The sequence below is a fragment of the Paraniabella aurantiaca genome, from assembly GCF_050309965.1.
GTDB lineage: Bacteria > Bacteroidota > Bacteroidia > Chitinophagales > Chitinophagaceae > Niabella.
This window is the reverse complement of the sequence record NZ_JBLOSY010000002.1, coordinates 851,416-877,656: the sequence shown is the minus strand read 5'-3', so window position 1 is coordinate 877,656 and position 26,241 is coordinate 851,416. Positions and strand designations below refer to the sequence as shown.

Annotated in this window: 28 protein-coding genes; 10 read left to right on the top strand and 18 right to left on the bottom strand. The window is 42.7% G+C overall.

Annotated elements, in window-relative coordinates:
- Window positions 1-2 precede the first annotated feature (2 nt).
- From ACLOAU_RS18185 to ACLOAU_RS18165, 5 genes are all read right to left on the bottom strand, one after another.
- Window positions 3-551 carry a YceI family protein gene (locus ACLOAU_RS18185; RefSeq protein ID WP_427863332.1) on the bottom strand — a complete coding sequence of 183 codons (549 nt, stop codon included), beginning with the start codon at window positions 549-551 and terminating at the stop codon, window positions 3-5.
- A gap of 14 nt (window positions 552-565) precedes the next feature.
- Window positions 566-982: an OB-fold protein gene (locus ACLOAU_RS18180; RefSeq protein WP_427863331.1), complete on the bottom strand. Its 417-nt coding sequence runs from the start codon at window positions 980-982 to the stop codon at window positions 566-568.
- A gap of 17 nt (window positions 983-999) precedes the next feature.
- A complete protein-coding gene (locus ACLOAU_RS18175; protein ID WP_427863330.1) occupies window positions 1,000-1,362 on the bottom strand; it encodes a c-type cytochrome in 363 nt (120 codons plus the stop codon).
- Window positions 1,363-1,470: 108 nt separating this feature from the next.
- Window positions 1,471-2,757 (bottom strand): outer membrane beta-barrel protein, encoded by a 1,287-nt coding sequence (locus tag ACLOAU_RS18170; protein ID WP_427863329.1) that lies wholly within the window; start codon window positions 2,755-2,757, stop codon window positions 1,471-1,473.
- Window positions 2,741-3,265 (bottom strand): RNA polymerase sigma factor, encoded by a 525-nt coding sequence (locus tag ACLOAU_RS18165; RefSeq protein ID WP_427864302.1) that lies wholly within the window; start codon window positions 3,263-3,265, stop codon window positions 2,741-2,743. The genes ACLOAU_RS18170 and ACLOAU_RS18165 overlap by 17 nt, the downstream gene beginning before the upstream one ends.
- A gap of 248 nt (window positions 3,266-3,513) precedes the next feature.
- Here ACLOAU_RS18165 and ACLOAU_RS18160 point away from each other — a divergent pair, with 248 nt between their 5' ends.
- Together ACLOAU_RS18160 and ACLOAU_RS18155 are read left to right on the top strand one after the other, a co-directional pair.
- Entirely contained in the window at window positions 3,514-3,723 is a 210-nt protein-coding gene (locus ACLOAU_RS18160; protein WP_427863328.1) for a hypothetical protein, read from the top strand.
- 684 nt (window positions 3,724-4,407) lie between these two features.
- Entirely contained in the window at window positions 4,408-4,782 is a 375-nt protein-coding gene (locus ACLOAU_RS18155; RefSeq protein ID WP_427863327.1) for a response regulator, read from the top strand.
- Between the two features lie 38 nt (window positions 4,783-4,820).
- Here ACLOAU_RS18155 and ACLOAU_RS18150 read toward each other — a convergent pair whose 3' ends face one another.
- Complete coding sequence (locus tag ACLOAU_RS18150) at window positions 4,821-5,195, bottom strand: response regulator (RefSeq protein ID WP_427863326.1); 375 nt, start codon at window positions 5,193-5,195, stop codon at window positions 4,821-4,823.
- Between the two features lie 448 nt (window positions 5,196-5,643).
- Between ACLOAU_RS18150 and ACLOAU_RS18145 the strand changes: the two genes are divergently transcribed.
- The 3 genes from ACLOAU_RS18145 to ACLOAU_RS18135 all read left to right on the top strand — a co-directional run bounded on the left by ACLOAU_RS18145 (window position 5,644) and on the right by ACLOAU_RS18135 (window position 7,621).
- Window positions 5,644-6,222 (top strand): Crp/Fnr family transcriptional regulator, encoded by a 579-nt coding sequence (locus tag ACLOAU_RS18145; RefSeq protein ID WP_427863325.1) that lies wholly within the window; start codon window positions 5,644-5,646, stop codon window positions 6,220-6,222.
- Window positions 6,222-6,794: a Crp/Fnr family transcriptional regulator gene (locus tag ACLOAU_RS18140; RefSeq protein WP_427863324.1), complete on the top strand. Its 573-nt coding sequence runs from the start codon at window positions 6,222-6,224 to the stop codon at window positions 6,792-6,794. The genes ACLOAU_RS18145 and ACLOAU_RS18140 overlap by 1 nt, the downstream gene beginning before the upstream one ends.
- A 71-nt stretch (window positions 6,795-6,865) precedes the next feature.
- The gene (locus ACLOAU_RS18135) at window positions 6,866-7,621 is read left to right on the top strand and encodes an SDR family oxidoreductase (protein ID WP_427863323.1); all 756 of its coding nucleotides are present in this window, start codon (window positions 6,866-6,868) and stop codon (window positions 7,619-7,621) included.
- 66 nt (window positions 7,622-7,687) lie between these two features.
- On the opposite strand, the gene ACLOAU_RS18130 is transcribed toward ACLOAU_RS18135, so the two are convergent.
- Complete coding sequence (locus ACLOAU_RS18130) at window positions 7,688-8,251, bottom strand: DUF4256 domain-containing protein (RefSeq protein WP_427863322.1); 564 nt, start codon at window positions 8,249-8,251, stop codon at window positions 7,688-7,690.
- A 38-nt stretch (window positions 8,252-8,289) separates the two neighbouring features.
- Between ACLOAU_RS18130 and ACLOAU_RS18125 the strand changes: the two genes are divergently transcribed.
- Complete coding sequence (locus ACLOAU_RS18125; protein WP_427863321.1) at window positions 8,290-8,457, top strand: transposase; 168 nt, start codon at window positions 8,290-8,292, stop codon at window positions 8,455-8,457.
- Window positions 8,458-8,609: 152 nt separating this feature from the next.
- Here ACLOAU_RS18125 and ACLOAU_RS18120 read toward each other — a convergent pair whose 3' ends face one another.
- From ACLOAU_RS18120 to ACLOAU_RS18095, 6 genes are all read right to left on the bottom strand, one after another.
- Window positions 8,610-9,188, bottom strand: a complete 579-nt coding sequence (locus ACLOAU_RS18120) for a YdeI/OmpD-associated family protein (RefSeq protein ID WP_427863320.1) — start codon at window positions 9,186-9,188, stop codon at window positions 8,610-8,612.
- Between the two features lie 6 nt (window positions 9,189-9,194).
- On the bottom strand, window positions 9,195-9,578 hold the full coding sequence (locus tag ACLOAU_RS18115) for a DoxX family protein (RefSeq protein ID WP_427863319.1): 384 nt from the start codon (window positions 9,576-9,578) through the stop codon (window positions 9,195-9,197).
- A 6-nt stretch (window positions 9,579-9,584) separates the two neighbouring features.
- Window positions 9,585-10,052 carry an SRPBCC domain-containing protein gene (locus ACLOAU_RS18110; RefSeq protein WP_427863318.1) on the bottom strand — a complete coding sequence of 156 codons (468 nt, stop codon included), beginning with the start codon at window positions 10,050-10,052 and terminating at the stop codon, window positions 9,585-9,587.
- Window positions 10,053-10,080: 28 nt separating this feature from the next.
- A complete protein-coding gene (locus tag ACLOAU_RS18105) occupies window positions 10,081-10,413 on the bottom strand; it encodes an ArsR/SmtB family transcription factor (protein ID WP_427863317.1) in 333 nt (110 codons plus the stop codon).
- Between the two features lie 86 nt (window positions 10,414-10,499).
- The gene (locus ACLOAU_RS18100; RefSeq protein WP_427863316.1) at window positions 10,500-12,953 is read right to left on the bottom strand and encodes a TonB-dependent receptor; all 2,454 of its coding nucleotides are present in this window, start codon (window positions 12,951-12,953) and stop codon (window positions 10,500-10,502) included.
- A gap of 92 nt (window positions 12,954-13,045) precedes the next feature.
- Window positions 13,046-13,861 carry a helix-turn-helix domain-containing protein gene (locus tag ACLOAU_RS18095; protein WP_427863315.1) on the bottom strand — a complete coding sequence of 272 codons (816 nt, stop codon included), beginning with the start codon at window positions 13,859-13,861 and terminating at the stop codon, window positions 13,046-13,048.
- A 559-nt stretch (window positions 13,862-14,420) separates the two neighbouring features.
- On the opposite strand from ACLOAU_RS18095, the gene ACLOAU_RS18090 reads away from it, so the two are divergent.
- A complete protein-coding gene (locus ACLOAU_RS18090; protein WP_427863314.1) occupies window positions 14,421-14,990 on the top strand; it encodes a hypothetical protein in 570 nt (189 codons plus the stop codon).
- Window positions 14,991-15,015: 25 nt separating this feature from the next.
- On the opposite strand, the gene ACLOAU_RS18085 is transcribed toward ACLOAU_RS18090, so the two are convergent.
- Both ACLOAU_RS18085 and ACLOAU_RS18080 read right to left on the bottom strand, forming a co-directional pair.
- Window positions 15,016-15,942: a helix-turn-helix domain-containing protein gene (locus ACLOAU_RS18085; RefSeq protein WP_427863313.1), complete on the bottom strand. Its 927-nt coding sequence runs from the start codon at window positions 15,940-15,942 to the stop codon at window positions 15,016-15,018.
- 67 nt (window positions 15,943-16,009) lie between these two features.
- Complete coding sequence (locus ACLOAU_RS18080) at window positions 16,010-16,852, bottom strand: SDR family NAD(P)-dependent oxidoreductase (RefSeq protein ID WP_427863312.1); 843 nt, start codon at window positions 16,850-16,852, stop codon at window positions 16,010-16,012.
- A gap of 193 nt (window positions 16,853-17,045) precedes the next feature.
- Here ACLOAU_RS18080 and ACLOAU_RS18075 point away from each other — a divergent pair, with 193 nt between their 5' ends.
- From ACLOAU_RS18075 to ACLOAU_RS18065, 3 genes are all read left to right on the top strand, one after another.
- Window positions 17,046-17,813 carry a helix-turn-helix domain-containing protein gene (locus ACLOAU_RS18075; protein WP_427863311.1) on the top strand — a complete coding sequence of 256 codons (768 nt, stop codon included), beginning with the start codon at window positions 17,046-17,048 and terminating at the stop codon, window positions 17,811-17,813.
- An 80-nt stretch (window positions 17,814-17,893) separates the two neighbouring features.
- Window positions 17,894-18,718, top strand: a complete 825-nt coding sequence (locus tag ACLOAU_RS18070; RefSeq protein WP_427863310.1) for an NmrA family NAD(P)-binding protein — start codon at window positions 17,894-17,896, stop codon at window positions 18,716-18,718.
- A 10-nt stretch (window positions 18,719-18,728) separates the two neighbouring features.
- Window positions 18,729-19,232, top strand: coding sequence for an anthrone oxygenase family protein (locus ACLOAU_RS18065; protein ID WP_427863309.1), 504 nt, complete (start codon window positions 18,729-18,731; stop codon window positions 19,230-19,232).
- A gap of 36 nt (window positions 19,233-19,268) precedes the next feature.
- Here ACLOAU_RS18065 and ACLOAU_RS18060 read toward each other — a convergent pair whose 3' ends face one another.
- From ACLOAU_RS18060 to ACLOAU_RS18050, 3 genes are all read right to left on the bottom strand, one after another.
- On the bottom strand, window positions 19,269-21,125 hold the full coding sequence (locus tag ACLOAU_RS18060; RefSeq protein WP_427863308.1) for an alkaline phosphatase: 1,857 nt from the start codon (window positions 21,123-21,125) through the stop codon (window positions 19,269-19,271).
- A 187-nt stretch (window positions 21,126-21,312) separates the two neighbouring features.
- Window positions 21,313-22,998: a RagB/SusD family nutrient uptake outer membrane protein gene (locus ACLOAU_RS18055; protein WP_427863307.1), complete on the bottom strand. Its 1,686-nt coding sequence runs from the start codon at window positions 22,996-22,998 to the stop codon at window positions 21,313-21,315.
- Window positions 22,999-23,010: 12 nt separating this feature from the next.
- Complete coding sequence (locus ACLOAU_RS18050; RefSeq protein WP_427863306.1) at window positions 23,011-26,019, bottom strand: SusC/RagA family TonB-linked outer membrane protein; 3,009 nt, start codon at window positions 26,017-26,019, stop codon at window positions 23,011-23,013.
- Window positions 26,020-26,241: the final 222 nt, after the last annotated feature.

The following is a 26,241-nucleotide window of genomic DNA, read 5'->3' as shown; positions in this document are numbered from 1 at the left end:
AGCTATTTATTAAGGGGTGTATAATTACAATTCATTGATACATTAACTACCTGCGATATTTTGTCTTTAACCACGCCGGGAATAGATATGTTGAAATCGCTGGTATTAACGCTGAACCGGGACAGGACCTGTACCGATTGTGCGCTTACCTTAATAGTGCCTTTAGCCGTGGTTTCTTTCTTTACGCCATGCATCTCCAAAATGCCTTTAACAGTGGCCGTGTAAGTACCCGGCTTATTAAAACTAATGGGCTCAGCAAGGGCTCCTTTAAATACAGCCTTAGGATATTTGCTGCTTTCCATATAGTTTTCGTTAAAATGTTCCTGCATCAGGGCTCTCTTAAATTCAAATCCCCTGATCAGAACGGCAAACTCTATTTTGCCTGTAGCCGCATCAATCACACTGGTGGCAGATTTATTGACCGCGTCAATGTCTTCGAGCGAAGTACCGGCGCTAAAGCTGATGATACCCGTTTTGGTAAAATACTTTTGGGCAAAAGCCGGGTAGGCAGTGAATACGATCACTGTGAATAAGGTTAATATTTTTTTCATGTTGCTGTTTTAAATTATTCTACGATACTGCATTTGTTGAGCACCACATCTGTCAACATCCCTGTGCATACGCCTTTAATTTTTATGGTAGTGCCGGGTTTAAGATTTTTTAAAGCAGCGCTTTCTGTATTATAAAAGCTACAGTTGACGGCAGCCATAGGGTTACCTGTTTCAAGGAAAACAGCAGGGCTTTCGCCATTAAGTTCTACATTACTAATCGTTCCCTCAACAATAACTACCTGATCGAGATATTTGGCATTCGCAGTTGACTCATTCTTATTAAAATCAGCCAGCAAAGCCGGGGCTGTTGTCTCATAATGGGCTGCAGCCTTTCTGATATCGGGCGGCTTTTTGTAGTAATAGTAAAGAGCGAAAGCGGTTGCAGTAAGCACCACAAGCAACAACAACGCCCATGCGGGTTTCCGTTTCATAGTAAGGGTATTAATGATTAATTATCTTTCTTGCCGGCATCTATCCAGGCCTTGATGAGTGCTTTTTGGGTGGCTGACAAAGCGGGGCCGCCCTTGGGCATACGGTCTGCCTGTATAGCATTGTAGGCTGCGGTAGCATTAGCCGATATTTGTGCATACGTGGTTAGTGAAATGCCATTGGGCGGATTAGTGGCGCCATGACAGCCGGCACAACTTGCCGTAAAAATAGGCAGCACCTGAGTAGAAAATTTAACTTCAGCTGCCGGCGGATTAGGGGGCGGGGTAACCACATCTTCCTTATCGGCAGAACAGCTAAGGGCCATGGATAGGGATGACAATAATGCGATTTTTAAATGTACCGTTTTTGTTGTTTTCATCATTTATAGTTTTTAGTTTAAAAAATACCGGGCAATAGAGGGCCTGTTGATGCCGTAGCATCAATTTTTTAATTGAACCTGTGCTGTGATTAGTTTAAAAAGGTTTCTTTTCTATAAGTCTCTTTTAATAGATACCTGTGTGCCAATACCACCCAGGCTAAGATTTCCGTAGCCTATTTCGCCCATGGGTATTTTAAGGTAGGGCGCCACCTGCACCGAAGTCTTATTCCATTTTTGTTCATAGCCCACCGATACATTGGCTACGGCGTAAAAATTCTTTCCCTGTCCGGTAACATCACGGTCTATAAGCCGTGTACCATTTTCGTCGGTATAATCGTACACATAGCTTTGCTTTACCATTACCGTGGGCGAAACACCGGTGCTTACAAAAGCTTTCCTCTTTTTAGAATGCACCATATCATATCGCACATTAACCGGTACATCAATCATGGTACAAGCGCCTGAAATATTGGACACTTTCGATGAAACTGGCTTGCCACCAGGGTTAAAGTACTCGTTTTCTACAGCGTACGTCATATTTTCATAAATAACCCCCGACTCAACTGATACCCTTGTATCGTTAATGCGGTGCTGTACCAGGATGCCTGTGGTGAGGCCGGGAGTAGTAGAAACATCACCCTTTACCATAGCTACATTAGCGCCGCCCACCAGGCCGAGCTGCCACCTGCCGGAGCTGCCTCGTTTTGAAGGTTCTTTAGCAGTAGCAAAAAGTTGATTTGTTGGGTAGTTGTTCTTATTGGAGTATTCCTGCTGGCCGGTGGTCAGGTCTACTTTTTTAGTGTTAGCCTGCTGCATATTATTTGCAACAGTAGCTTTATCTTTTTGCTCAGGTAAAGCGGGTGATGCTGGTATGATGGGGTTGGCTACTGCATGGAGAGGAACCTCATTTTCATTCTTGAATGAAGGGTAAATAATGGGCTCCGGTTTATTCCCTGTTGTTATCGGTGATTTTTGGGGTGCAGAAAGTTGCTCGTTGTTATCGAAGGAAAGCGTACTGTTGCCCGCTGTATCTTTTTTAAAATCTGCAGCCACTGATATAACTGTATCAATAGATGAATGGGATCTGGTTTGTGTTGTTGTACGATCCTCATGCTTCCTTTGTTTTGATACTACTAACCAAACGATGGCGCAGGCCGCAAAAAGAATAAATAAAGCTGCCGCAATTTTGTAAGCTTTATCCGGTATAAAAAAGCGAGTAGGTTTTTTATCAAGATCCGGCGCTGGTCCTGTTTCCTTATTCTTTAATTGTTGCTCGTTTTTGGTATAAAATGCCTCCCATGCCCCCTCCGGAGGATTGCTGTTTCTGAAGTTTTCAGCAGCGTCCCTAAAAAGCCGGTCCAGCTCTTCGTCGGTCATATTTTTATACTTTTTCGGCATTGGCAATTTCTAGCATTTTGCGTAAATTTTTTCTTGCTTTTAGTAAGTTTGATTTTGAAGCGCCTACGGAAATACCCATCATACCTGCAATTTCTTCGTGTCTGTACCCGTCAATTACATAAAGACAGAAAGTGTTTCGATAGGCGGGGCTCAATTTCTGGATCAGTTTCACCAGGTCATCATAAGCCAGTTGATCAGAGTCGGTGTGCCTGGCATAGCCCTCTGTATCATCCAATGTCTCAGCTACACGAATAGCTGAAGCCTTGTTAAGCGCTTTAAAGTAGTTGATACCTGTATTGATCATTATTTTTTTAAACCAACTCATAAATAACCTGGATAATTCTTCCTGCGCTGCGGGTTCTATAAATCCCGGAATACTCCTGAAAATTCTCACGAATCCGTCATTGAGTATTTCCATAGCCTCATCATTACTTTTAGCGTACCGTAAGCATATAGATAACCCAAAACCGAAAAAGCGTTCATATAATAGCTTCTGCGCAGCAGGCATATCTTGCTTGCAGCCCAATATGAGGTCATAGAGGCTATGGTCAGTGCTCAGAGCTATTCTCAAAAGTGTTTACGTGATTTAATTAATGTTTCAACATTTGTATATACAGCAAGAATAAATAAATGGTTGCTTTATTCATCTTTTTTTATTGAAACAAGTTTATTTTCTCAAGTTGCACCATTATTATTTGGCATACCCTTTGCCTTTTAGTCTTGTCAGCCATTCAAGCTAATTTTAAAAGTGCACTCATGACTACACTTAATGATATTCTCAACAACGGTTTTATTGAGTTAAAAAATAACCCGGCTACTTTTGACGAGTATGCGCATGGGATGGTTAAGGTACATGTAAGTGCTGGGGTAGTTGTTAACGTGTTTGTTACCGATATTAAAGTAAAAGGGGTTGAAGATATTGATGAATTGATGTACATGTGCAGGCGTGTGAATCAGTATGCTTAGTGTTTTATGGTAGTGATGCCCGGTATCCCGTCTTCAATAACCGGTAGTTATTATTAAAAATCTGTTTCACCTTCCGGTGAAGCAATAATATTAACCTGAATCAGTAGATTTTTTACCAATTTTTGCCAATTAAAACTAATGATGCTAATGATAACCTTTCATCCAGCTTAATCAGGATTCAGAGTACCAAAAATTATTTGTAACAACCCATTTTTAAAAGAAAGGTGCGGTCGTATTCAAAACTACAGCTACAGCTTTTTTATATACATAGTTTAAAACATAAGAGTATTAGTAATACTGTTTTTCAAAGTAATATAGTTGACTAAAATTAATTTGATATTAGGTCGTATTACTTATATTCGTATTGTGTTAATAGAGGGTTAACACAAAAAACCCGGCGTGAGCCGGGTAAGGGCAGGCTCCCCTGTTTCTACAGGGGGGCTTTTTGGTGCTTAAAAATACTTAAATTACACATAATCACACAGTAATAATAAAAAAAAGTAGTACTGACATTTTTTATCCTTCGAAAAATAACAATTGACAGCTTTGGGACGGTAGCAGGAGTAAATTATATACGCAAACAAGCAGTATACGGTTTTTACGGTGGGGCAGTTTTCAAGCTATCTTGACGATTTTTTTGAGTGCCATGTATTCATCGGCAATTAATTGTTAACTTCACCTTTAATGAATGACGAGAATAAAAGTGTAGCCATCTTTGATGATGATGAGGATATTTTATCAATTTGCCATTACGTATTACAAGACCAGGGATGGGAAGTAAACACTTTTTCGAGCTGCGATGATGTGGTGAATAAGCTTAAAGCCTGCAAGCCGAAGGTTATATTCATGGACAACTGGATTCCACCGAAAGGTGGTATTATTGCCACGCAGGAAATTAAGAACGATATTGATTTAAAGGATATTCCTGTTATATATTTTTCTGCCAACAGCGAAATTTCCAAGTTAGCAAACACTGCAGGAGCCGAGCATTTCCTGGCCAAACCCTTTGACCTGGATCACCTCACAGAGGCTATCAAAACTGTTTTGAAATCTAAATAGAAATTATCAAGCTAGATTTAACCGTTGGGTTGTTGATACTACTTCCCCGTACCGCCTGATGAATAGATCGTTTGTATCTTGCTGATGAGATCATCTATTTCAAAAGGCTTGGCAATAAAACCATCTGCACCCGATTCTTCCGCAATAGCCCTTATATCGCTGTTAGCAGACATTAATATAACGGGGATGTGATGGGTATCTTGATCTGCTTTTAATTGTTTACAAATATGACGTCCGTCAGTACCGCCCATCCAGATGTCTAATAAAATAAGACCCGGCGGATCTTCTTTTACCTGCAAAACATGTTGCGGATCTGCAGTAGATTTAACCTCGTAACCTTCCGACTCCAGTATAATACTTACCACTTCGAGAATGCCGGGATTATCGTCGGCTATCAGGATGCTTTTTCTCATGTTCTTAGAGGCTCTTTTTAATTTAAATTGGTATTCGTCGGCTAAAAAAGCCCCGTTGATAATCTGCTCGCTTCAAATGCCATAGCTTCAAAATAATGTTGTTCCCTGGCAGCGCCGCCACAAGCAGCTCTTATTTTTGAATATACAGTTGAAGGCATGTTCAAATTTGCAGTAACTTAGAAGGTTCATGTTTATTGAAGATATATCTTTCTAAAAGAAAGCATCAGCAAAAATACAAAGTTATTTGTCACATTTGGCATAAGGAGGTACTTTGTAAATATTTCTATTGTTCGGTCCTCTTGCCTGGGTATATTCTTTATTAGTGCTTGTATTTTGATATAGTAAGGCGTGGCTATTTTTATAGCAGGATAGAGGCTGGGATTGCAACACAGGCAGATGCATATTTTAACTAGATTTGCGTTCTCTGGTCAATACACTGTGTTATTAAATGCATCCGCTCATACAACATATCAATAAAATCAATTCCCGCTCTGTAACGGATGTGCCAAAAATATTGTCATTTTTCGAGGCTTATTCATTTCGAAAAAAAGAAATGTTACTGGAAGAGGGTAAGCGATGTGCGGCCTACTTTTTTGTTATAAAAGGCTGTCTCCGTTTATTTTTTACCGATGAGAATGGTGTTGAGCAAACGTTACAGTTTGCTCTGGAAAACTGGTGGATGACTGATCTGGAAGCATTTCGATCAGGGAGGATCTCGGGCTATTCTATACAGGCCCTGGAGCCGACTGAAGTGCTAAGCATATCGCACCGGAATTACGAGCAACTGCTACGGGAAAATTCTTTGATGGAAGAATACTTCAGAAGGGTATATGAACGTGCTTATGCGGCTTCTTTGTTACGTATTCAATTGATTACACGTATGCCCAAGCAGGCGTTTTACGAAAATTTTGAGTCAAAGTATCCTGGCTTTCTGCAGCGTATTCCGCAAAAAGTACTGGCCTCTTTTCTCGGATTTACACCTGAATATTTAAGTGAGTTACGCAAAAAAAGAAAAGAGAAAAAGTAATGACAGACGTTTTAATAAAACATATGCAAAGCCTTTTGCCCAATGTTACTGTCAGTAAAGACAGTATATTGCCTTTTACGCGCGCACAGTTTGTAAAAAAAGATGAATTGATTTTAAAGGAGAACGAGCGTTGCGACGCTCTTTATTTTGTGACTAAAGGTTGTATCTACATGTATTATGAGCAAAATAATACACAACAGGTTATTCATTTTGCTTTGGAAAATTGGTGGATGACCGATTACAAGACCTTTGCTACGCAAAGTCCTGCAGTTTATAGTATACGAGCTATGGAAGATTCGGAGCTTATAGTCATGAACCGGCATCAATATGAAGCGCTGTTAAACCAGTACCCGGTTATAGCGGTTTACTTCAATAAAATTCATGAACGTGCTTATGGTGCAGCTTTATTGAAGCAGAAAACCTATGCAACTACCTCTAAAGAGGAATTTTACAGGTATTTTAAAAACACCTATCCAGATATCATCGCACGTATACCAGATCCTATTTTCGCATCTTATATGCAGGTTAGTTTGGAAGAGTTGATACATTTAAAGCAGTCAGGCATTTCTTAAACCAGCTTAAGTTTTTCAGGTTTGCCGCAGTTCATCTTTGTGTTTTACAAAACACCTCTAAAAAAACAAAGATGAAAATAGTTATTATCGGCGGTACCGGCCTTATTGGTAGTCAGTTAGTAAACCTGCTGCAACAAACCGAACACGAAATTATTGCAGCGTCTCCCAGCTCTGGTGTGAACACACTTACCGGTGAAGGCGTAAAAGAAGTTTTAGTGAATGCAGATGTGGTTATCGATGTTTCCAATTCACCATCATTTGAAGCAACAGCGGTAATGAATTTCTTCAAAACTTCTAACGAAAATTTATTGGCTGCTGAAAAGGAAGCAGGAGTGAGGCATCATATCGCGCTGTCGGTAGTGGGTACCAGTCAGCTTCAGGCAAGTGGTTATTTTCGTGCCAAGCAAGTACAGGAAGATATGATTAGGGCTTCCGGTATACCATACACGATTGTTCATGCTACTCAGTTTTTTGAGTTTGCCGGTAGCATAGTACAAATGAGTACTGTAGAAGGGAAAGTGATTGTTCCTGACGCAAATATTCAACCGATAGCAAGTAAAGACGTCGTAGGTTTTCTGGCTAAAACCGCCGTGGACGAACCTGCAAATTCGATACTTGAGATAGGCGGGCCTGAAAAATTTGATATGACTGTTTGGATCAGCCAGTATGCAAAAGCTACCGGTAAGAAGCTGGACGTAGTATCTGATGCGAAGGCCTTGTACTCTGGTGCTCCATTGGAAAAGGATACATTAACACCACAATCTCCGTTCTATTCAGGAGCCAGCTCTTATGCTGAATGGATTGCTGATCCGGCAAACCAGCGCTAGCTTAAAAGAGTTTTAATTGTAACATAAGTAAGCCCGGTTGTAAAACGCCGGGCTTATGCATTGTAACTATACCTTTAAAGAACCCCTGAATCCTCTTGCACCATAGTAAGATTCTGCACCATTATGATAGAGAAAAACAGTATCATATCTCCGGTCGCAGAAAAGAGCACCACCTAGTTTTCTTATTGGAGTAGGTGTTTGAACCCAACTGGAGGTTTTCAGGTCGAAGGCTCCCAATTGTTGGAGCTCCCTGTATTGTTTTTCTGTAAGTATATCAATACCCATGTCTGCTGCCATGCCCAATGCGCTGTCTTTGGGTTTATGTTCTTTTCTGGAGGCTAGCGCATCGCCATCGTAGCAAATACTTCTACGGCCTTTGGGGCTTTCTGCTGAGCAGTCATAAAAAATGTATTCGCCCGTTTTTTTGTCATAATCCACTACATCCGGTTCTCCTTCGGTTATTTCCATTTCATTTAAAGACCATAGTTTGGCCGGGTTAGCTTCAAGCCGGGCCAGCACTTCATCCCAGTTAATACCCTTATGACGGTTTTTGTTTTTTTCAAACCGTGTTTTCAATATCCCCAGCAGCTCATTTTTTACAGAAGTGGGTAGTTCTTTTTTATTTTTCATACTGCATCATTATTTAGTAAGTTTATCAAAAATAACCCATGTCTAACACTTACACCCGGATTTACATCCATGTAGTATTTGCGGTTCGTTACCGGAGGGCTTTGATTGAGCAGGCCTGGGAAGATCAGTTGCACAAATACATCACAGGCATTGTTCAAAAGGTAATGTCTCCGGCATTGTTTCGTGTTTATCTGCTGCGTTTTTGATGCGATCACAAGCTTAAAACTATTCGGGCCTTTTTTAAAAAGAACAATTTCCTGTGACAGGATTTTTAACAGGATGGTTTGGTTCTGTAGGAACAATCTATTTGTAGCCCATAATATTTATAAATGTTTTGCGTGCCGTAGGTACGCAATCATTAATCATCTAATCCTTTTCTTTCGAGAATTTTAGGTATATATTTTTCAACCCTTGCCACCCTTGTTGTTGATTGTTTTGCCTGGGCAAAATGGAACAGATAAGCCCTTTGACGGCCCGGTGTCAGGGCTTCGAATGCTTTTTGTAATGCCGGTTGCTTATCTAAGGCTGTTTTAAATTCTTCAGGAACTTCGAAAGCCGCGGTTTTTTTCAAGGGCACTTTCAATCCGGCTTTTTCCACTTCTATGGCTTCGTAAATGTAGGCCTTGATCGCTTTTGCTTTTTGTTTTACTTCTTTTAAGCTGGTAAAACGTAACTGCCGTGCAGACTGAACATTTTCCGTTTGCTGAATCAATATACCTTCCGGATCTTTCAATAGCGCACCTTTAAAAAATAGGAGTGCGCAATATTCTTTAAAACCATGTATCAGAACGATATTAGCTTTACCCAGGCAATAGCAGGGTTGGCCCCATTTTAATTCTTCAGTGAGCCCGCAATCAAGCGCGAGGGTTCTCATTTGTTCAAATGCTGCCAGCCATGGGCCATCCTTATCGAAAAAGAAATCAACTTTCGGATTCATATCTATTTATTGAGTTTGCAAAACAATCTTTCTGTTTACCGGCCTGAAATACCAGGATACAAATGTAAGTAGCAGCAATAATACGGGCCCAAAGAACTCTTTGGCACCATCACCTATTGCAAAATGTGATAGTATGGCTCCCGACATTACAAAGAAAAACCCGGCATAAGCCCACTCTTTTAACAAGGGAAATTTAGGCACCAGAACGGCCACTACACCCAGTATTTTCCATACTCCAATAATGCTAAGTAAATAGGAGGGATAGCCCAACCTGTTCATCATTTCCGTTTCTTCTTTTAATTGAATGAGCTGCACAATGCCTGTGGACAACATACCTAGTGCCAGCCAAATGGTGGCAATCCAGTAAATGATCTTATTTCTTTTTGACATAACTGATTATTTTCCGTTTTTTAACAATGCTTCCAGTCTATCATGGGCCATATTAATGCCGTATTCAAAAGGCATTTTTAATTGCTGATCGCGAAGCTCTACAGACCGGTATACTACCTGCATGGTTAATTTACTGGTACCATCTGTTAATGCCTCAAATTCCAGGTATTCCAGCTGAACATCAAAAGGAACGTTTTCCATTTCAAAAGTGCGTATCATCTTTCTATTGGGGATCAACGTATGTATGACTCCATTAGCTTTGAACAACACATTACCTTGCGGATCAGTTGTCTCAAACTGATAACCTCCATGTGGCTTCGCTTCAAATTTTAATACTTTATTACCCATCCACTGCTCTATAATTGAAGCATCTGTATGGGCCTCGAATAATAAGTCAACCGGCAGGTCGAACTCGCGGGTTATAGTTAGTTCCTGCTTACCATTTTCGGCATGTATTTTTGTTTTTCTTTCCATTGATAGTTTTATTTAGGATTATGGTTGTTTAATCGTGCTTTTTCTTCGCGCGCTGCTTCATAATAGCTTCCAGTTTATTAAAACGGTCGTCCCACATTTGCCGGAACGGCTCAATAAAATCATCAATTTCTTTCATTTTTTCCGGATTTAATTGATAATACATTTCTCGCCCGGTCTGTTGCGACTGCAGTAGCTCGCATTCGGTGAGTATTTGTAAATGTTTAGATACCGTAGGTCGGGCTGTATCGAAGTTAGCTGCGATAGCACCGGCTGTGAGCGATGGAGCAGCCGCTAATAATAATAATATGGCTCTTCGCGTAGGATCGGCAATGGCCTGAAATACATCTCTTCTTAAATTCATTGTGTAGCTATTTGACTACAAATATACGTGTAGCTATTTGACTACGCAAGTTTATTTTTGAAGCGGGTGACTGAATCTATAAAAAATTAAAATTCTTTTTCGCCCATTTCACTTTGGGGGAGTACTATTTTTCGGTTTTTGCGTGACAGATTAAATCCTACAGAAAGTTGTAGTTGGTCAGGCTCGTAGATATAATGTGTAGTAGTATAAAAGTCATTACCCCAGGTAGTGATGCGTTGCCGGTTGGAGATATTTAAACCTGCATCCATGTTCAGCCACTGAAACTGGAAGTACCATCGCTTATTCGCCGTTGTTTTTTTAACAGTGAAATGAGGAGTAAGAAAGGCACCGTCTTCACCCTGGGCGGTAGCCCGCAGGGAAATATAATTTATACTGAATTGCAGCAACCAGTTTTGAGGCAGGTTAAACGACTGGGTACTGTTGATGCTGTACACCAGGCTACGGTTTTGTACCGGTAATGCGCCGTTGAATATTTTTCCTTTAATCTGGTAATCGTACACATTTCCACCCAATACAAATTGCCATACTTTGCTTAGCGCAATGTTCAGGTTGGCTTCCAGGCCGGTTTGTAAAGCGCGGCCGGCATTGGTAAATACCCGGTTTAGTATTGTATCTGCAAAAACACTATTCACCCTCTGTATCGGGTTAGCAATTCTTTGATGGTAAAGGGTTGCAAACAATGTGTTCTTTCCAAAACTGTATTCAATACCCGCTTCATAAGTGCTGGTAAATTCCGGTAAAAGGTTAGGATCTCCCTGCTCCAATGTTTCAGAATGTTCCCTTTCTGGTACCGGGTTTAGTTCAAAATTATTAGTGCGTTTCACCCTTTTGCTATATCCTGCTTTCAATACAGTTTGTTCCGAAAGGGTATATCTTATCTGAAGAGACGGAAAAAGGTTGGTAAGCCGTAATTGATTTTGATGACCTGTATTGGATAATAACAAATCCCTTTCAGAATGTTCCAGTCTTAATCCTGCCACGTAGTTGAATGCTTTTGACGAACCATTGTATTGCACGTAGCCCGCATGAATGCGGTTATTTACCCGTACTGAACTACTGAAATCAGGATCTGTCTCAAACTGGCTACTGCCGTTGATCAGTGTACGATAAAAAAAATCTCCCTGCTGATGATCGTACCGGAACTGGTAACCTGTTTGAAGGCTGCCGTTTCCTATTTTTTTCTGATAGTCAAGTTTAGCCCGGTAGGCATTCAACGGATTAGTATTGGGATTAACGGTATATTGAATGGTGTCATTAATGTCTGGATATTGAACATTCAAATTATAAGTGGTTCCAGAAAGATCCGCCCGCTCAAATAATCCGGAGAAACTTAACTTCGATCCTTCATTAAAATCATGACTATAGTCCAGGTTTGCCAATGTAAAAATGCCTTCTTTGTTTTGTGTATTCTCATTATAATAGGTAAAAGATGATAGATTGCCTGTATTCAGGTCTTGCCTGGTATTATGGTACACCAGATCCGCCACCCGGCTTTGAAATTTTTTACCACTGTAAAAACCTGCTGTAAAATTATTACGGGTATCCGGTTTGAAATGTATAGAAAACCTTCCGCCGTAATTATAACGCCAAAAGCTACGCTCACCTGAAGATGGGAAACTCGTCCTGACGCCGTTGTTGATGGTATACACATCGCCCTCGCGGTAACCCGCTATATCGTTTCTCAGGTAGTTGAGACCCAGGTTCCAGTTCCATTTCTTTTTGTTATAGCTGGTGGACAGGTCTATCCCATGGCGTTGAGGATTATCGTATCGTTTGTTATCAAAATCATTTAATGGCGGGGTTCCGCCCATTATATTGGCCTGCACCATCCAGCCATCTTCTACGCCGGTTTTGGTAACGATATTGATAACACCGCTTTTACCGTCGGCATCATAAGCTGCGCCCGGACTGGTGATCACTTCAACACGCTCAATTGAGCCTGCTGGTAGCTGTCCCAGCACCAGGGCAGGGTCGGCCTGTGTTGGCTTTCCGTTTAATAAAAGTAAAAAGCTACCCGAGCCTCTGAATGCAATTTCTCCCTGGGCATTAACAGATAAAGAGGGTAAGTTGCGTAAAACATCTGTTCCCGTTCCGTTAGCGGCATTGCCAAACTGTGATGCCTGGTATACCTGCCGGTCGATCTTAAAAGATGACGGGGCTTTGCGGCCATCTACTACTATTGCAGCCAAAGACTGTATGCGTGGAACCAACCGTATCGTACCTATATTCCAGGTTGAGCCAGTGTGGAGCGACAACGTCATTTCAAGTTCCTCGTAGGATGTATGGCTTAGTGTCAGTTTTACGGGTAGCTTGTTCGTTAAAGTTATTGAAAAAGCACCGCGCTGATCGGTTAAGCTGCCGGACAGACGGGTTAGGTTATCTTCTGCAAGATGCACTGTAACGCCGCTCAACGGTTTTTGATCTGAGCTATCAACAACAGTTCCCTTTATGGTAATGGTTTGCGCTGTACAAAATAACTGTGCAAGGAGTGCTGATAAAAAAAGAATAACCCGTGTCATTATATTTTAAATTTCTCTGTACCCGCAAAATTTACGAATCAGAGTATCAAAAAATGGTCTATTTGAAAATACACTGGTATGCCCGAACGACATCACGGTTGCCTGAGCTGCGACGGCGTGGAACCCGTATTTTTCTTAAAGTATTTAGTAAAATGAGAGTTGTCTTTAAAGCCCAACTGGTAGGCAATTTCAGAAACAGACTGCTGCGTATACAGTAGGAGTCTTGAGGCTTCAGATACTATATATTCTGATAAAATGACTGAAGCAGGTTTCCCGGTTTCTTTTTTACAGGCTGCATTTAAGTTCTGAGGGGATGTATGGAGCAGCTTCGCGTAATAAGCAACATTATTGATCAATTCATTCGAAGCCGTAAGCTGTTCGTGGAATGACAGGTATAGGCTTCCCCGCGATTTTTGGCCTGGAAGCAGGGCCTGCTGCAATAGTTTTGTAAATAATGCTTTCATGAGATGTATCAAAACAGTATTTTGTTTTTCTGTTACGGCATTTTCCCTGGTTAATAGGTCAAACAAAGATTCAATAACAGGTGCATCTTCCGAATCTATATTCAGTGCACAATCGGCGCTTAGCCGGGATAGTAAATAGTTGAGCTCGTGATCAAAATATTGGTCAACAAATGTTTTTTTCAATATCAACACATAACCCGCAGGTTCCGAATTTATATTCCAGAAATGTAGCTGCTCCTGTTTAATGATATGTAAAACCGGTGGCTTGATAGTAACGGTGTACGTGTCTATCGTATGAGTGCCGGAGCCTGCTGATAAATAGACCAGTTCGATATAACTATGGTGTTTGTGCGGTACCGTTGTTCTTACGTTTTTTCTGAAGACTTCTACTTTAATACTCTTTGTATTTTTGGCTTTGTCCTTTATCTCAATCGGGTAACTCATTATTTATTTTTATGGCCAGAGTATAAGTAATCCTGGAGTATGAAAAGTACAAAAAAGTTTTCAGCATGATTAGATCTGATATGTACAAAATAGCGCAGGGTTATTTTCCATCCTGGTTGAATTGCTTTTCGCGGTAAATGTCCTTAGGTTTAGCAAAGTTTACTAAATTAATGGCTCCTTTTTCTATGTAAAATAGTCGGGACCGGTTTAGGTATCATCACAGATCCTTAGTCGTCATGATGGGGCATTTTTCTCCTGACAGTAAAAAAGGGTAGGGCTGTATGCTCTCTTTTTCCTGCCGTTCGAAAACACAGTATATCCGGTTAAACAACGTTTTTTAAGGCTTCTTCATATAAAAACATTTTTGATCTTACAAAGCTCATTGTCTCCGTATATACAAGAGCTGGTTGTATGCGACAATCATTGGTGTTGAATGCGACAGATCAATTGAAAGTTGTATTCTGGCCAAAAATATTTTTTAAAAGCATCAATTTCCTATTTTTGCTTTGTATTTCAAAGTACTTTATATTTATTGAGTAATTTTATTAAAAAGATAGTTATGAAAAAGCAGACAAAACTTTCCGGTTCTTTGATGACGGTAGCGTTGATCACTGTTATATTACTAATGATACCCTTTGTGGCAATGCAATTTACCAGCGAGGTAGATTGGAGCGTGGCAGATTTTTTAATTATGGGCGCCCTTGTATTTGGCACTGGTCTTACTTATGTATTAATAAACCAGTTCGCACCCAATTGGGTGTATCGCATAGCAATTATAGTTGCGTTGGGTGCTACATTTTTTATGATTTGGGCTAATATGGCTGTTGGCCTTATTGGCAGCGGACCTAATGCAGGCAATATCATGTATGCTGTTATAGCGCTGGCAGTAGTAATTGGTATACTGGTTTCACGTCTCAGGTCTTCGGCTATGGAGCGTACCATGTATGCAGTGGTGTCCGCTCTGATACTACTAACGGGGATCGCTTTAGTTTCCGGAATGAATCAATATCCCGGCAGTTCCTCTGCCGAAATAGTATCAGTGGGAGCTTTCTTTGCCGCACTTTTCTTTTTGGGCGGCCGGTTATTCCATGCTTCCAAAAGCCCCGGGCTTGCGCAATCAGCTTCATAAGAATAAATAGTAGCGTGGGAGTATGCTAATTAAATTGCTGCCTGAATTCTAATGGTGAAAGGCTGGTTTTACTTTTAAAAAGCTTGCTGAAAGATTGGGCATATTCGAACCCTAATGAATAGGCTACTTCACTTACCGACAAATTGGTTGTAGATAAGATCTGTTTTGCCCTATCAATTAAACGGGCATGTATGTGTTGCTGGGCATTTTGACCCGTATGTGCACGCAGCATGTCGCTCAGGTAACTGGGAGAAAGGTTTAGCTGCCCGGCCAGGTAGGCTACGGTTGGTACGCCCCGGCTTAAAGCTGTATCGCTGTTAAAGTAAGTTTCAAGTAGCATTTCCAGTTTTTCCAACAAGGTACTGTGTGCCGCTTTCCGGGTAATAAACTGCCGTTTATAGAAACGGTTGGCAAAATTGAGTAATAGCTCTACCTGAGCGATTACAATTTCCTGGCTGAAGTCATCAATACGCCCCTGCAGCTCTTTATCCATCATATCGAATAGCGAGAAAATGGTTGTTTGCTCCTCATCAGACAGATGCAGCGCTTCGTTAGCAGTATAAGAAAAAAAACCGTATTGTTTGATAGCGCGCGCCAGCGGGTGGCCGAGTAAAAAATCAGGATGGATTAAAAGGGTGAAATAGCAATCGCCCACGGGTTCAGTTGCCGCTGTATGTCCACCAATTACCTGGTGTGGCGCAGCAAACATTAAACCGCCGCCATTGAAATCATAGTAATCCTGCCCGTATCGAAGCTTACCGCTTACCGGGGGCTTAAATGATATTTTATAGAAGCTGAGCACATGTGAGCCGCCTAAAGCCTGCGAACAGATGGGCAAATGCTTCCCGTTGATCAAACTGATCAGTGGGTGCCGCGGCTGAGGTAATCCCATCAACCGGTGTGCCTCAGATATGGAATCAAACTGCTGGTGATTGAATTCTTCTTTTCTCATTGTTAAATTATGTAACAACAATAACCGGCAACAGGTTTAAATGCCGGTTATTGTTTTAGCTCAGTAATTATTTAGCGGCTCCTTGTGCGGCATTAGATACTTCGGACCAGGCTTCCCATTCTGCCAGGCGTTGCTCATAGGCACCACGTGTCCAGGCAAGACCCTGGTTGCCTAGTAGAAAACGCAAGGGTGGCTGATCGGCATATACGATTTTAAATATCGCTTCAGGTGTGGCGTCGGGATCTCCTTTTTCCATCTGCTGCAGGTTTTCTGCAAAGCTTGCCTTCAGGCTGGTATAAATATCCATACCCGCTGCGAACTTTAAAGACTGCTGGCTACCGAACTCGGTGGCATAAGCGCCTGGCTCTATAATGGTTACCTTAATTCCAAAAGGTTTTACCTCTTCAGCCAGGCTTTCATGAATGGCTTCGAAAGCCCATTTGGAAGAACAGTAGTAACCAATTACCGGCAGGGTTACATGACCCAGGTTACTGGATGTGCCCAGTATATGTCCGTATCCCTGCTCACGCAGTAGCGGGAGCGCGGCCTGGATTACGGCCACTGGTCCGAGCACATTCGTTTCGTACAGCGCACGTATCTCATCGGCATGGGCTTCTTCAATAGTGCCTACCAGCGAGTAGCCTGCGTTATTCAGTATAATGTCCAGTTTGCCGAAATGAGCATGGGCTTTTTGCACCACCGCTTTTACCTGTTCTGCATTAGTTACATCCAGCTCCAGCGTCAATACCTGGTTGCCATATTTTTTGTTCAGGTCGGCAATGCTGTTCACATTACGGGCTGTAGCCGCTACCTGGTCTCCGCGCTTTAAAGCTGCCTCGGTCCATACCCGGCCAAAACCGCGTGAGGCGCCGGTTATAAACCACACTTTACCTGTTGTTGTTGCTGTCATATTGATTATTATTTAGAGATCAAAGGTGGCTGTTGTTGTAAAATTGCACCTAGGCTAATTGCGGTACTTTGTGTTCAAATTGCGGATCGCTTTAAGAATGATGCGACGATGGTGGACAATTAACTATAAAATAATGCCTGGCCTGTTTTATATTTACCTGTCTGAAAAACCTTTTACACAATATTGCTCTCTAATGAAATGGAATAAAGTATTACCGCCTGCATCGATATCATTGTTTGTGAAAGGGATATTAACCTTTGAAGACAACGCGCCCATACCGGAAACCATATTGCCATTTTATGCAGATGGCTACCCTGGCCTGATGTACCATGAAACACCCGGTGGCATGAGCGTGCAGCCGCAGAACAAACAAATGCCATCTGCTTACCTCTACGGTCAAACAATCCATCCTGTTGATATTCATCTAAAGGGTACTTACCGCATTATTGTATTCCAGCTTTACCCCTTTGTACTCAACAGCCTTTTTGATGTAGATCCACAGTTGCTGAATAATGACTGTTATAACCTGGGGCAACATGATCATTGGCTCCAATTCGAACGGCGCTTATCCAATCAGGACATACCTGGGCAGATCAATATCATGCAGGAGTTTATTTCCGGATTGGTCAGTAATAAAAAGAAAGAGCCTGATGCTGAAGTAGGCAAAGCTATTGAATTGATATTGGATAGAAAGGCGCAGATAAGTGTAAAGGAAATCTGTGAAACGTTGTTTTTGACACCCCGCACCCTGGAGAGGCGATTTTTAAAAGCAGTAGGTTTGCCGGCTAAAGACTTTATTCAGATCACGCGGTTTCAACAATCGCTGGAACAATTAGCGGGGAAACAATTTACCAGGCTTACAGATATCGTGTATGCCAATGGCTTTGCCGATCAATCACATTTTATAAGAGTATTTAAAGCATTTACAGGTAAAACACCCAAAGGCTTCCTTTATTTTTAACAGCTCATTTTGTCGTATTTGTTCAATTTCCGGAGACGGCACCTGGATAGTTTTGTTGTATCAATTTAAAAACAAAAAATATGAGCAACAGAATTTTAGTAACCGGTTACACCGGCAAAACAGGCAGCCGGGTGTACACAGCTTTAATGAACAACCATGCTGATGTGAGAGGTGTTTCCCGCAACAGTGTTATTCCTTTTGATTGGTACCATGAAGATACCTGGGCACATGCCCTGGCAGGTATTGATAAAGTATACATCACTTTTCAACCCGATCTGGCAGTGCCGGGCGCAATGGATATTATTCAAGGCTTTGTACAGGCGTGCCGCATGGCCGGCATTCAATATCTCGTACTATTATCGGGTAGGGGAGAGCCGGAAGCCGAAGCTTGTGAACAGCTGATCATAAAGTCCGGCATGGATTGGACCATTGTTCGTTGCAACTTTTTTATGCAGAATTTCAGCGAAGGGTTTTGGGCTGATGGTATCATATCCGGCGAGCTGGTGCTGCCGGAAGTAGCTACCAGGGAGGCTTTTGTAGATGCTGATGATATAGCTGCTGTAGTGGTGGAGTCACTTACTGATGATCGGCACAAAGGGAAACTGTATGAATTAAGCGGACCTGAATTACTTACGTTTAACGAGGCTGTTGCTAAGATTGCCAACGCTTCGGGCAGGAACATACAATTGATACAGGTTCCGCTGGAAACCTATATTGCCGTCTTGAGGGAGCACCAGGTACCGGAGGAAATTATAGCATTGATTGGTTATTTGTTTACTACAACACTTGATGGCAGAAATGCATCAGTAAAAGAGGATATAAACCAGGTCCTGGATCGCCCGGCAGGTAATTTTGATAATTATGTACAAAACACGTTGATAGCTGGTTTATGGTTAAAAAATTAAATAATTTTGTATGAACTTTTATTCAATACTATATGGTATATGCCTGCTGTTGACAGGTCTTTCAGCAGGCTTGTTTTACAGCTATCAATGCTCGGTAACCGGTGGCTTAGGTGCCTTGCCCACACGCGAATACCTCATGGCTTTCCAGGGAATTAATAAAGCTATTCTTAATCCTGTGTTCTTTACCAGCTTTATAGGTAGCCTGCTGGTATTATCGCTGGCTGTGTTGCTCGCCTGGTACAATGGTATCAATGATTTGCTTCCCTACCTGGTTGCCGCACTTATCATTTATGCCCTTGGTGTTTTTGCAGTAACGGCTTCAGGCAATGTACCGTTGAATGAGGCTTTGGTCCGCCTCGATATTGCACATGCTAACGGAGCCGAACTCGGGCAGTTTCGCCGGCAATTTGAAACGCGCTGGAACAAGTTGAACCTGGTACGTACCTTAGCGGCTATACTTGCGTTCGGAGCACTGATCATACCCTGTATCAAAAAGCTGGCGGCAACTACTTAGTTACCGCCAGTTGTATTTAAAAAGATGATTGGATGGTTACTTATTCAAACGGAGCGCCTTCAGGATCTTATGAAATATAGCTGTGTTTTCATACACCCCTCTGAATAATTGAGATTGTGGTCCGTAGGCAAATACAGGAACCGGTATAGCAGTATGATCGCCTGTAGAAAATTGTCCGCTGATGAAGTTGCGGCTATAATCGCCGGCAGTTAATGTAAGACCACCGGTTTCATGATCGCCTGTTACAATCACAAGGGTTTCACCATTGCTGTCGGCAAAACGCATGGCGGCCCCCACTACCTGGTCAAAATCCTTCAACTCTGTAACCACATCCGGTAATACATTGGAATGTCCGCCATGGTCGATTTGTGCTCCTTCCAGCATCAATAAAAAGCCATTCTTATTTTTTGACAGGCGTTGCAGGCTTTTTTCAAAAACCTGTAGCGACCAGTTATTACGGCCTTTCGAGGTTCTTAGTGCAGCCAGGCTGTCAGCAAGGATCAACGGCTTTGCCTGCGACCAATCAGTGCCGGAAATAGAAGTAGATATGGCAAATTTTTTAGCCAAATCGGTATAAGCCGGATCTTTTTGAATGGCCCCGGCACCCGCCAGTATATCTATGGGTGCATTTACCAGGTCTTTCAACATGCCGGGAAAGTCGCTGCGCTCAGCACGATGACCATAAAAGGCTGCCGGTGTGGCATCGCGCATGTCTCCGCTGGTGATAATGCCCGTTTTCCAGCCTTGCCTGGCAACAAGCTCAGTCAGGGAGGGATGGGCTACGCCGGTATGATCTACACCAACAGAGCGGTTATTGCCTTTGTAACCCGAGGATATAGCCGTGGCGCCCGGAGCCGAATCTGTTATATAGTTGTCATAAGAGCTGGTTTTTGATAAACCTATCTGCATCATGTTAAATACGTTCAAAGATTGGTTGTTGGCGGTATAACCGGCATACCATTGTGCGAGCCCGGTACCATCACCGATCAGTATGATGAGATTTTTTACCGGTTTATCCAGGCCATCATTACGATAAGCAGGTTTGTAAGCTACATGTGTGGCATCAGCGACATAGTAACGGTTGGGCAGGGTTTCTATGAACCGGGAAAGCGTCTCTATATGATCGGTATTGATAAAGTCTATACCCATGTCCAGGTAGCTGTACCAGCTGTTCACCATATCGGGCGCATTCCAGAAACGGATCTTTTTTTGCAGGCCATGCGCCCGGGCAATTGCTGCATCCAGCTTTGACTTTTCAGCCGCGGGTAATCTGCCTTTGCCATTCCATTTGGAGTAGTTTGCAAAATTATCACTGAATAAAGCTACTTTCTTTAGCGCTTCCGGTTGATAGTTGATGGCCAGATCGCCATCAAACGATAACCAGGAAGGGTATTGGCCATAGCTTTCTACGGGCGGGCGGTTCCCGGTAATGACAATCCGAAGTGTTGTAGATCCGGTCAATGAAGGATACCGCGACAATTCATCCAGCAAAGCTTTTAGCGTGGGTATTGCTTCTGTTTTCAGATCGATCAACAATTGCAGGGTGCGTGAGCTGTCTGCATATACGCGGCCATTGTTTTTATCAATCACTTTTTGAAGTGGTTTTAAATAAAGCGCTTCCAGCGTGCGTTCTGTATCTATTTCTTTGACGGTATGGGCCACTATCAGTTTACCCTCTCTCAGAAAAATATCCGCTTCAATTGAGCCAAACCCTTCATTATAGGCCTGCCAGAGAGGGAATTGCTGCAGGTAGTCGTTATGTGAATGAGCCACTGCGGTTGTAGGAAAGAGTTGTTTTTTTTGTGCGATAGCCGGTGCTGTAATTAATAAAGATAGTACCAGGCATAGCCAGCATTGATTAACTGCTTTATAGTTTAGAAATGATCGTTTCATTAAGTTTCGACTTTGTAATGAATAAACTGTATAATGGCTTTTTCAGTAGTTGCGGGGAAAATGGCAAAAGCCTCGTTGTTAAAACAAACTTACCATATTTAGTGTAAAACCCGGCGTGCGTTTATTACGCAACGCCAGGTAGTTAAAATTTGTATATCGTATGAAGCGTAACAGGCGCCAGCATCTATTAATAGCCCGGGTTTTGTACAAGATAACCGGGTACATTGCTGGCACCGTCGATAGCGGTTTGCGGAATAGGGAAGACCCTTTTTTGCTTATCTGTACTGCTCTTTTCTGTCCAGCTATCCTCGTATTTGCCAAAACGGATCATGTCGGTGCGGCGCAGGCATTCCCAATATAATTCAAACCCTCTTTCCCTGAACAAAAGATCAAGGTTTATGGTAGTTAACGCGGGCGGCGCCGTACGGGCGGTACGCGCTGCTCTTACCGTGTTCACATCTGCCAGCGCAGCAGGAGCGTCGTTGTTGGCCCGTAGCTTTGCTTCTGCCCTCATCAGGTAGATATCTGCCAGTCTTAAAATAACAATATTAGCTTCTCCGAAATTACGGCCGCTTACCGATTTGCGGCTGAACTCGTACTTAGACACCCGATAGCCGGACGGGTAGTTACTGCCGGCTGTGCTAAAGTCTACCTGCTCTGTAAAATTTACAGGAAGGTCGGGCCGGTTACGGGTGTCATGCGCCAGTTTGCTAACCAGCATATCGCCGTTGGCACATTTGACAAAAGCACCACTTCTGCGGATCAGGCCATACTGCTGACCTCTTAGAATACCACGGTTAATATTAAACTGCGCGGCTGGAATACAGGTGTCTCCTGAACCTGGTTTGATTTTCAGGTTGTCTTTAAAGAATCTTGGGTCTACCGCTGGATCAGCGGGCATATATGCATTCACCCAGGTACGGTAAAAATCGGAAGTAATGGCCGGACCGTCGGTGCCATTGGCTGCCACGTATTCGGGAAGTGGAAACTGATCTCCTGAAAGAGAAAAATAAGCCATACGGTTATGCCCGTTCAAATCAGCACGCTGGTCCACCGCAAAAATGATTTCTTTGTTCGTGTTATTATTATCATCGAAGATGGCAAAGTACTCGGGCGATAAAGCATATTTGCCGGAGGCGATGATCTTGTCGGTATACTCAATTACTTTGTTCATGTCTTCTCTCTGAAATACAGGAGTACCATATACATCGCGGTAAATTGCCGCGTTGAGGTAGAGTCTTGCCAGGAGTCCCCAAACTGCTTCTTTCGACAAACGGCCATGCGTTACATCTGATGCCAGGTCGGGTTCTGCCGCCAGGAATTCGTTCCTGATATATTCGTATGCTTCGGTACCTCTGGCCACGCGCGAAAAATCATTGGGATTTTCTTTGATGAATACCACGCCAAACACATCCAGCATTACCATGGAGTAGTAAGCACGCATAGCTTTTGCTTCTGCCAGGAAAGTTTTAGCTGACGAAAAGTTGGAAGTGGGCAAAACGCTGATAGCACTTACGCAACGCGAGATGCCCTGGGTTAAAAAATTCCAGGTATTGCGTCCGGGTGCATCCGTAGTGCCAAAATTATGGGAGTGTAAGGCGATATAGATACCATTATCTCCCCAATCGGTGCCTCCGCGATATGGCAGTATAGCCTCATCGGTCGATATCTCCTGCACGGCCAGGTAGTTGGTATGTAAAAATAAATTGGGTAATGTAGCATATACCGGAGCAATAAATCCTTCAGCGGTTTCCTTCTCTGTCTGGCCACCGGCCGATGATTCATCCAGTATTTTTTCGTTCAGTTTGGTACACCCCGCCAGCAGCAATACTACTGTAAGACATACCGATATTTTAGAAATTATTGTTTTCATATATGAAGTGATTTATAAAGTAATATTTAAACCCACCTGAAATGTACGGGGCTTGGGATAGCTGAGATAGTCGATGCCATAAGACAGGAAGCCGTTCACAGAACGTTCGGTATTGACTTCCGGATCGAAGCCATTGTAGGGCGTTATCACAAAAAGGTTCTGACCTGTTAGCGATATGCGCATGGCTTTGATCCAGTTAGCAAAGCCCAGGGCCCTGGTGTCGAAGGTATAGCCCAGCGACAGGTTATTAAGGCGAAGAAAATCGCCGCTCTTCAGAAATCTTGAAGATACCGGCGCGGCATTATTTACATCTTCCTCCGGATATTGTATCGCCTCAGGCGTGGTATTGACCCCTTTGGACAATAGCAATTTGTAGAAGCTTGCATTGGCTGTATTATCGTAGATCTTGTTACCGGTAACACCATTGAAATTAAGGACCAGATCGATTCCCTTCCAGGTAAGATTACCATAGAAATTATACATATTCTTAGGAAGTGCCGTACCCAGTGCCTGGCGGTCTTTATCGTTTACTACATTGTCGCCATTTACGTCCTTATACCTGCTTTTGCCTTTCTCATCAAAACCTATAAATTCCAGCAGGTAAAAAGTACCTATTGGCTGATTATTTACATAACCGTTGATAGTAGCAGAGCTAAGACCAGAGCCGGATGCAGAACCCGTGGCGATTACCGTATAAGGCGAGTGGGTTACATTATTTTTAATGAAGGTGGTGTTTCCTCCAATTGTATAAGAGAAGCCACCGGCCGTAGTGTTTTTATAGTATAGGTCTACTTCAAAACCCTGGTTGGTGATTTTCATATCTTTCACATTGTTCCATACGCTGGGTGCCGGTTGAATAGGGTCGGCAGGTATTACTTCAAGCAAAATGTTATTGGTTACTTTTCTGAAATAATCCAGCGTACCACCGATTTTTCCATCCAGTAATTCGAAATCAATACCAATATCGGTTTGAGCAGAAACCTCCCATTGCAGATCGGGATTGAAGAGCCTCGCATAAGTAGTTCCACCCGGGTAAGCGCCCGTAGCATATAACGGGTAACTGGCTTCCAGTGTAGAAGTAAACAGGGCCTGCGTGATCTTGGGTGGAATTTCCTGGTTACCTGTTTGTCCCCAGCCAGCTCTTAACTTTAGGTTGGTCAAAACACTACTGTTATAAAAGTCTTCCTGCGACACTACCCATGCACCTGAAAGGGAAGGGAAGTAGCCATACTTATTATTGGCGCCGAATTTCGACGATCCGTCGGCACGGAAAGTGGCCGTAAATAAGTAACGGTTTTTAAATTGATAGTTCAACCTTGAAAAGAAAGATTGCAATTCGTTTTCAAAAGCATAGCCCGAAGGGCGGTTGCCTGCCAGTGTGAGTTCCTGGCCAATACCCGGGTTGTAGATGGGCTCTACACTGGATATTGGAAATTTATTGACACTGTTGCCGCGGCCCTGTATAAATATATTCTGGTAAGAATGACCTGCCAGCACGGTAAACTGGTGGTCTCCCAGCGAGCGATTAAAGGTAAGGTAGTTCTCTATCAGGTAATTTTTATTATGGGTGGTATAGGTTTCAAGGCGACCGTCTCTTAAAGGTACCGTATTAGGCAGCGATTGTATATCTCGTGTAGCAGTAGAATTGTCAATACCAAAATTGATCTTATACGTCAGTCCTTTTAAAAGGGTTAAGGTTCCTGCCAGGTTTCCTATAAGACGGTTGTTAATGGTTTTATCTTTTTCCAGCTCCAGCACTTTCAGGGGGTTAATGCCATTTTCAAACTGGAAAGGCTTGCCGTCACTGCCATAGGCTGGTATCGTAGGATTGGTAGACAGGGCGCCACCAATCAGTCCGCCGATATTGGGGCGCAGGTTGGCTGTATTATTGGCGTTGATGCTGGCATCTATTATAAGCCGGTCATTCAGTAACTTTTGCGAGATATTCAATCGGCCGGTATATCTTTTCAAATCGTTGCCTTTGAGAATACCTTCCTGCAATTGCATACCAAAAGAGCCATAGTAAGTGGTACCGTTATTACCGCCTGATAAAGCCAGGTTGTGGTTTTGTGTAAAAGCAGTACGTGTTATTTCTTCCTGCCAGTTGGTATTGCCACCAAAATCTTCAAGTTTGCCTCCCATCGCTACTACTTCTTTTTTGTATTGTTCTGCATTTAATACCGGTAGCTTGTTGGCTAGTTTGCTTACGCCAGCCACGAAAGAGTAGTTCAGCGAGCTAAAGCCAGACTTTCCTTTCCTGGTAGTAATGATCACCACACCATTAGCGCCCCTAGAGCCGTAAATGGCGGTGGCCGATGCATCTTTTAATACATCAATCGATTCAATGTCCTGCGGGTTTAAAAAACTTAAAGGGTTGATAGCGCCGCCAACGGAAGAGTTGTCCAGGGCTAATCCGTCTACCACATAAAGCGGTGTGTTGCCGGTCCTGATCCCTCCGGGGCCTCTTACAGTTATGTTTTGTATGGCACCTGGTTCGCCGCTTGCCGAAGTAATATTAACACCCGATACTTTTCCCTGCAGGAGCTGTTCGGGAGCGTTAATAATACCCTGGTTAAACTCCGCAGCTTTTATCGACTTTACAGATCCTGTAAGATCCTGCTTTTTTGACTTACCGTATCCCACAATCACAACTTCTTCTTCGGTAGCGTCCTGGCTGAGTTCCAATACTATATTGAGTGATAACGCAGTTCCGGAGAAATGTTGCTGACTCACCGTTCGGGTGGTGTAGCCTACATGAGATAATACCAGCTGGTACCGGTTATGAGGCAGGTTGTAAAATGAAAAATTTCCATTCAGATCGGTTTGCGTGGTTTTACTGTAGGTATTGGTACTGTCTGAAATAACAACAGTTACATTGGCCACAGGAACCGATTTCTCATTTTGTACGGTTCCTTTAACGGAGGGTTGACCATTTTGTGCGGCACTGGTTACCCACATGATGCTGCACCATACGAGTAAGATCCAGGAGGGCATCCGGCCTGTAAAAACATTAAACATCATCTTCTATTTTTTATGGCGCCAAAGTTTCATTATCTGCCGCTAAATGATGTTTAAACAACGTTATGGAACTGTTATGTAAAAAAGAATTAATTGTAAAGAATTGACAGCATCGTGGAAATGTGATTTTTTGGTTGTAAACCGCGCGTGCCCGTTAGAATTCCATCGCGTATTCGTATTATTATTTTATTAAGGTTGACTAAAAAGTTTACGACATAGGAGAGC

Coding starts and splice junctions, on each gene's coding strand:
- ACLOAU_RS18170 (WP_427863329.1), bottom strand. CDS start 2,757: ATGCCGAAAAAGTATAAAAATATGACCGACGAAGAGCTGGACCGGCTT.
- ACLOAU_RS18185 (WP_427863332.1), bottom strand. CDS start 551: ATGAAAAAAATATTAACCTTATTCACAGTGATCGTATTCACTGCCTAC.
- ACLOAU_RS18150 (WP_427863326.1), bottom strand. CDS start 5,195: ATGAGAAAAAGCATCCTGATAGCCGACGATAATCCCGGCATTCTCGAA.
- ACLOAU_RS18175 (WP_427863330.1), bottom strand. CDS start 1,362: ATGATGAAAACAACAAAAACGGTACATTTAAAAATCGCATTATTGTCA.
- ACLOAU_RS18110 (WP_427863318.1), bottom strand. CDS start 10,052: ATGGAAAGAAAAACAAAAATACATGCCGAAAATGGTAAGCAGGAACTA.
- ACLOAU_RS18080 (WP_427863312.1), bottom strand. CDS start 16,852: ATGACAGCAACAACAACAGGTAAAGTGTGGTTTATAACCGGCGCCTCA.
- ACLOAU_RS18145 (WP_427863325.1), top strand. CDS start 5,644: ATGCATCCGCTCATACAACATATCAATAAAATCAATTCCCGCTCTGTA.
- ACLOAU_RS18085 (WP_427863313.1), bottom strand. CDS start 15,942: ATGAGAAAAGAAGAATTCAATCACCAGCAGTTTGATTCCATATCTGAG.
- ACLOAU_RS18135 (WP_427863323.1), top strand. CDS start 6,866: ATGAAAATAGTTATTATCGGCGGTACCGGCCTTATTGGTAGTCAGTTA.
- ACLOAU_RS18100 (WP_427863316.1), bottom strand. CDS start 12,953: ATGACACGGGTTATTCTTTTTTTATCAGCACTCCTTGCACAGTTATTT.
- ACLOAU_RS18050 (WP_427863306.1), bottom strand. CDS start 26,019: ATGATGTTTAATGTTTTTACAGGCCGGATGCCCTCCTGGATCTTACTC.
- ACLOAU_RS18130 (WP_427863322.1), bottom strand. CDS start 8,251: ATGAAAAATAAAAAAGAACTACCCACTTCTGTAAAAAATGAGCTGCTG.
- ACLOAU_RS18055 (WP_427863307.1), bottom strand. CDS start 22,998: ATGAAAACAATAATTTCTAAAATATCGGTATGTCTTACAGTAGTATTG.
- ACLOAU_RS18155 (WP_427863327.1), top strand. CDS start 4,408: ATGAATGACGAGAATAAAAGTGTAGCCATCTTTGATGATGATGAGGAT.
- ACLOAU_RS18090 (WP_427863314.1), top strand. CDS start 14,421: ATGAAAAAGCAGACAAAACTTTCCGGTTCTTTGATGACGGTAGCGTTG.
- ACLOAU_RS18115 (WP_427863319.1), bottom strand. CDS start 9,578: ATGTCAAAAAGAAATAAGATCATTTACTGGATTGCCACCATTTGGCTG.
- ACLOAU_RS18125 (WP_427863321.1), top strand. CDS start 8,290: ATGTCTAACACTTACACCCGGATTTACATCCATGTAGTATTTGCGGTT.
- ACLOAU_RS18065 (WP_427863309.1), top strand. CDS start 18,729: ATGAACTTTTATTCAATACTATATGGTATATGCCTGCTGTTGACAGGT.
- ACLOAU_RS18075 (WP_427863311.1), top strand. CDS start 17,046: ATGAAATGGAATAAAGTATTACCGCCTGCATCGATATCATTGTTTGTG.
- ACLOAU_RS18180 (WP_427863331.1), bottom strand. CDS start 982: ATGAAACGGAAACCCGCATGGGCGTTGTTGTTGCTTGTGGTGCTTACT.
- ACLOAU_RS18140 (WP_427863324.1), top strand. CDS start 6,222: ATGACAGACGTTTTAATAAAACATATGCAAAGCCTTTTGCCCAATGTT.
- ACLOAU_RS18165 (WP_427864302.1), bottom strand. CDS start 3,265: ATGCCTGCTGCGCAGAAGCTATTATATGAACGCTTTTTCGGTTTTGGG.
- ACLOAU_RS18105 (WP_427863317.1), bottom strand. CDS start 10,413: ATGAATTTAAGAAGAGATGTATTTCAGGCCATTGCCGATCCTACGCGA.
- ACLOAU_RS18160 (WP_427863328.1), top strand. CDS start 3,514: ATGACTACACTTAATGATATTCTCAACAACGGTTTTATTGAGTTAAAA.
- ACLOAU_RS18120 (WP_427863320.1), bottom strand. CDS start 9,188: ATGAATCCGAAAGTTGATTTCTTTTTCGATAAGGATGGCCCATGGCTG.
- ACLOAU_RS18070 (WP_427863310.1), top strand. CDS start 17,894: ATGAGCAACAGAATTTTAGTAACCGGTTACACCGGCAAAACAGGCAGC.
- ACLOAU_RS18095 (WP_427863315.1), bottom strand. CDS start 13,861: ATGAGTTACCCGATTGAGATAAAGGACAAAGCCAAAAATACAAAGAGT.
- ACLOAU_RS18060 (WP_427863308.1), bottom strand. CDS start 21,125: ATGAAACGATCATTTCTAAACTATAAAGCAGTTAATCAATGCTGGCTA.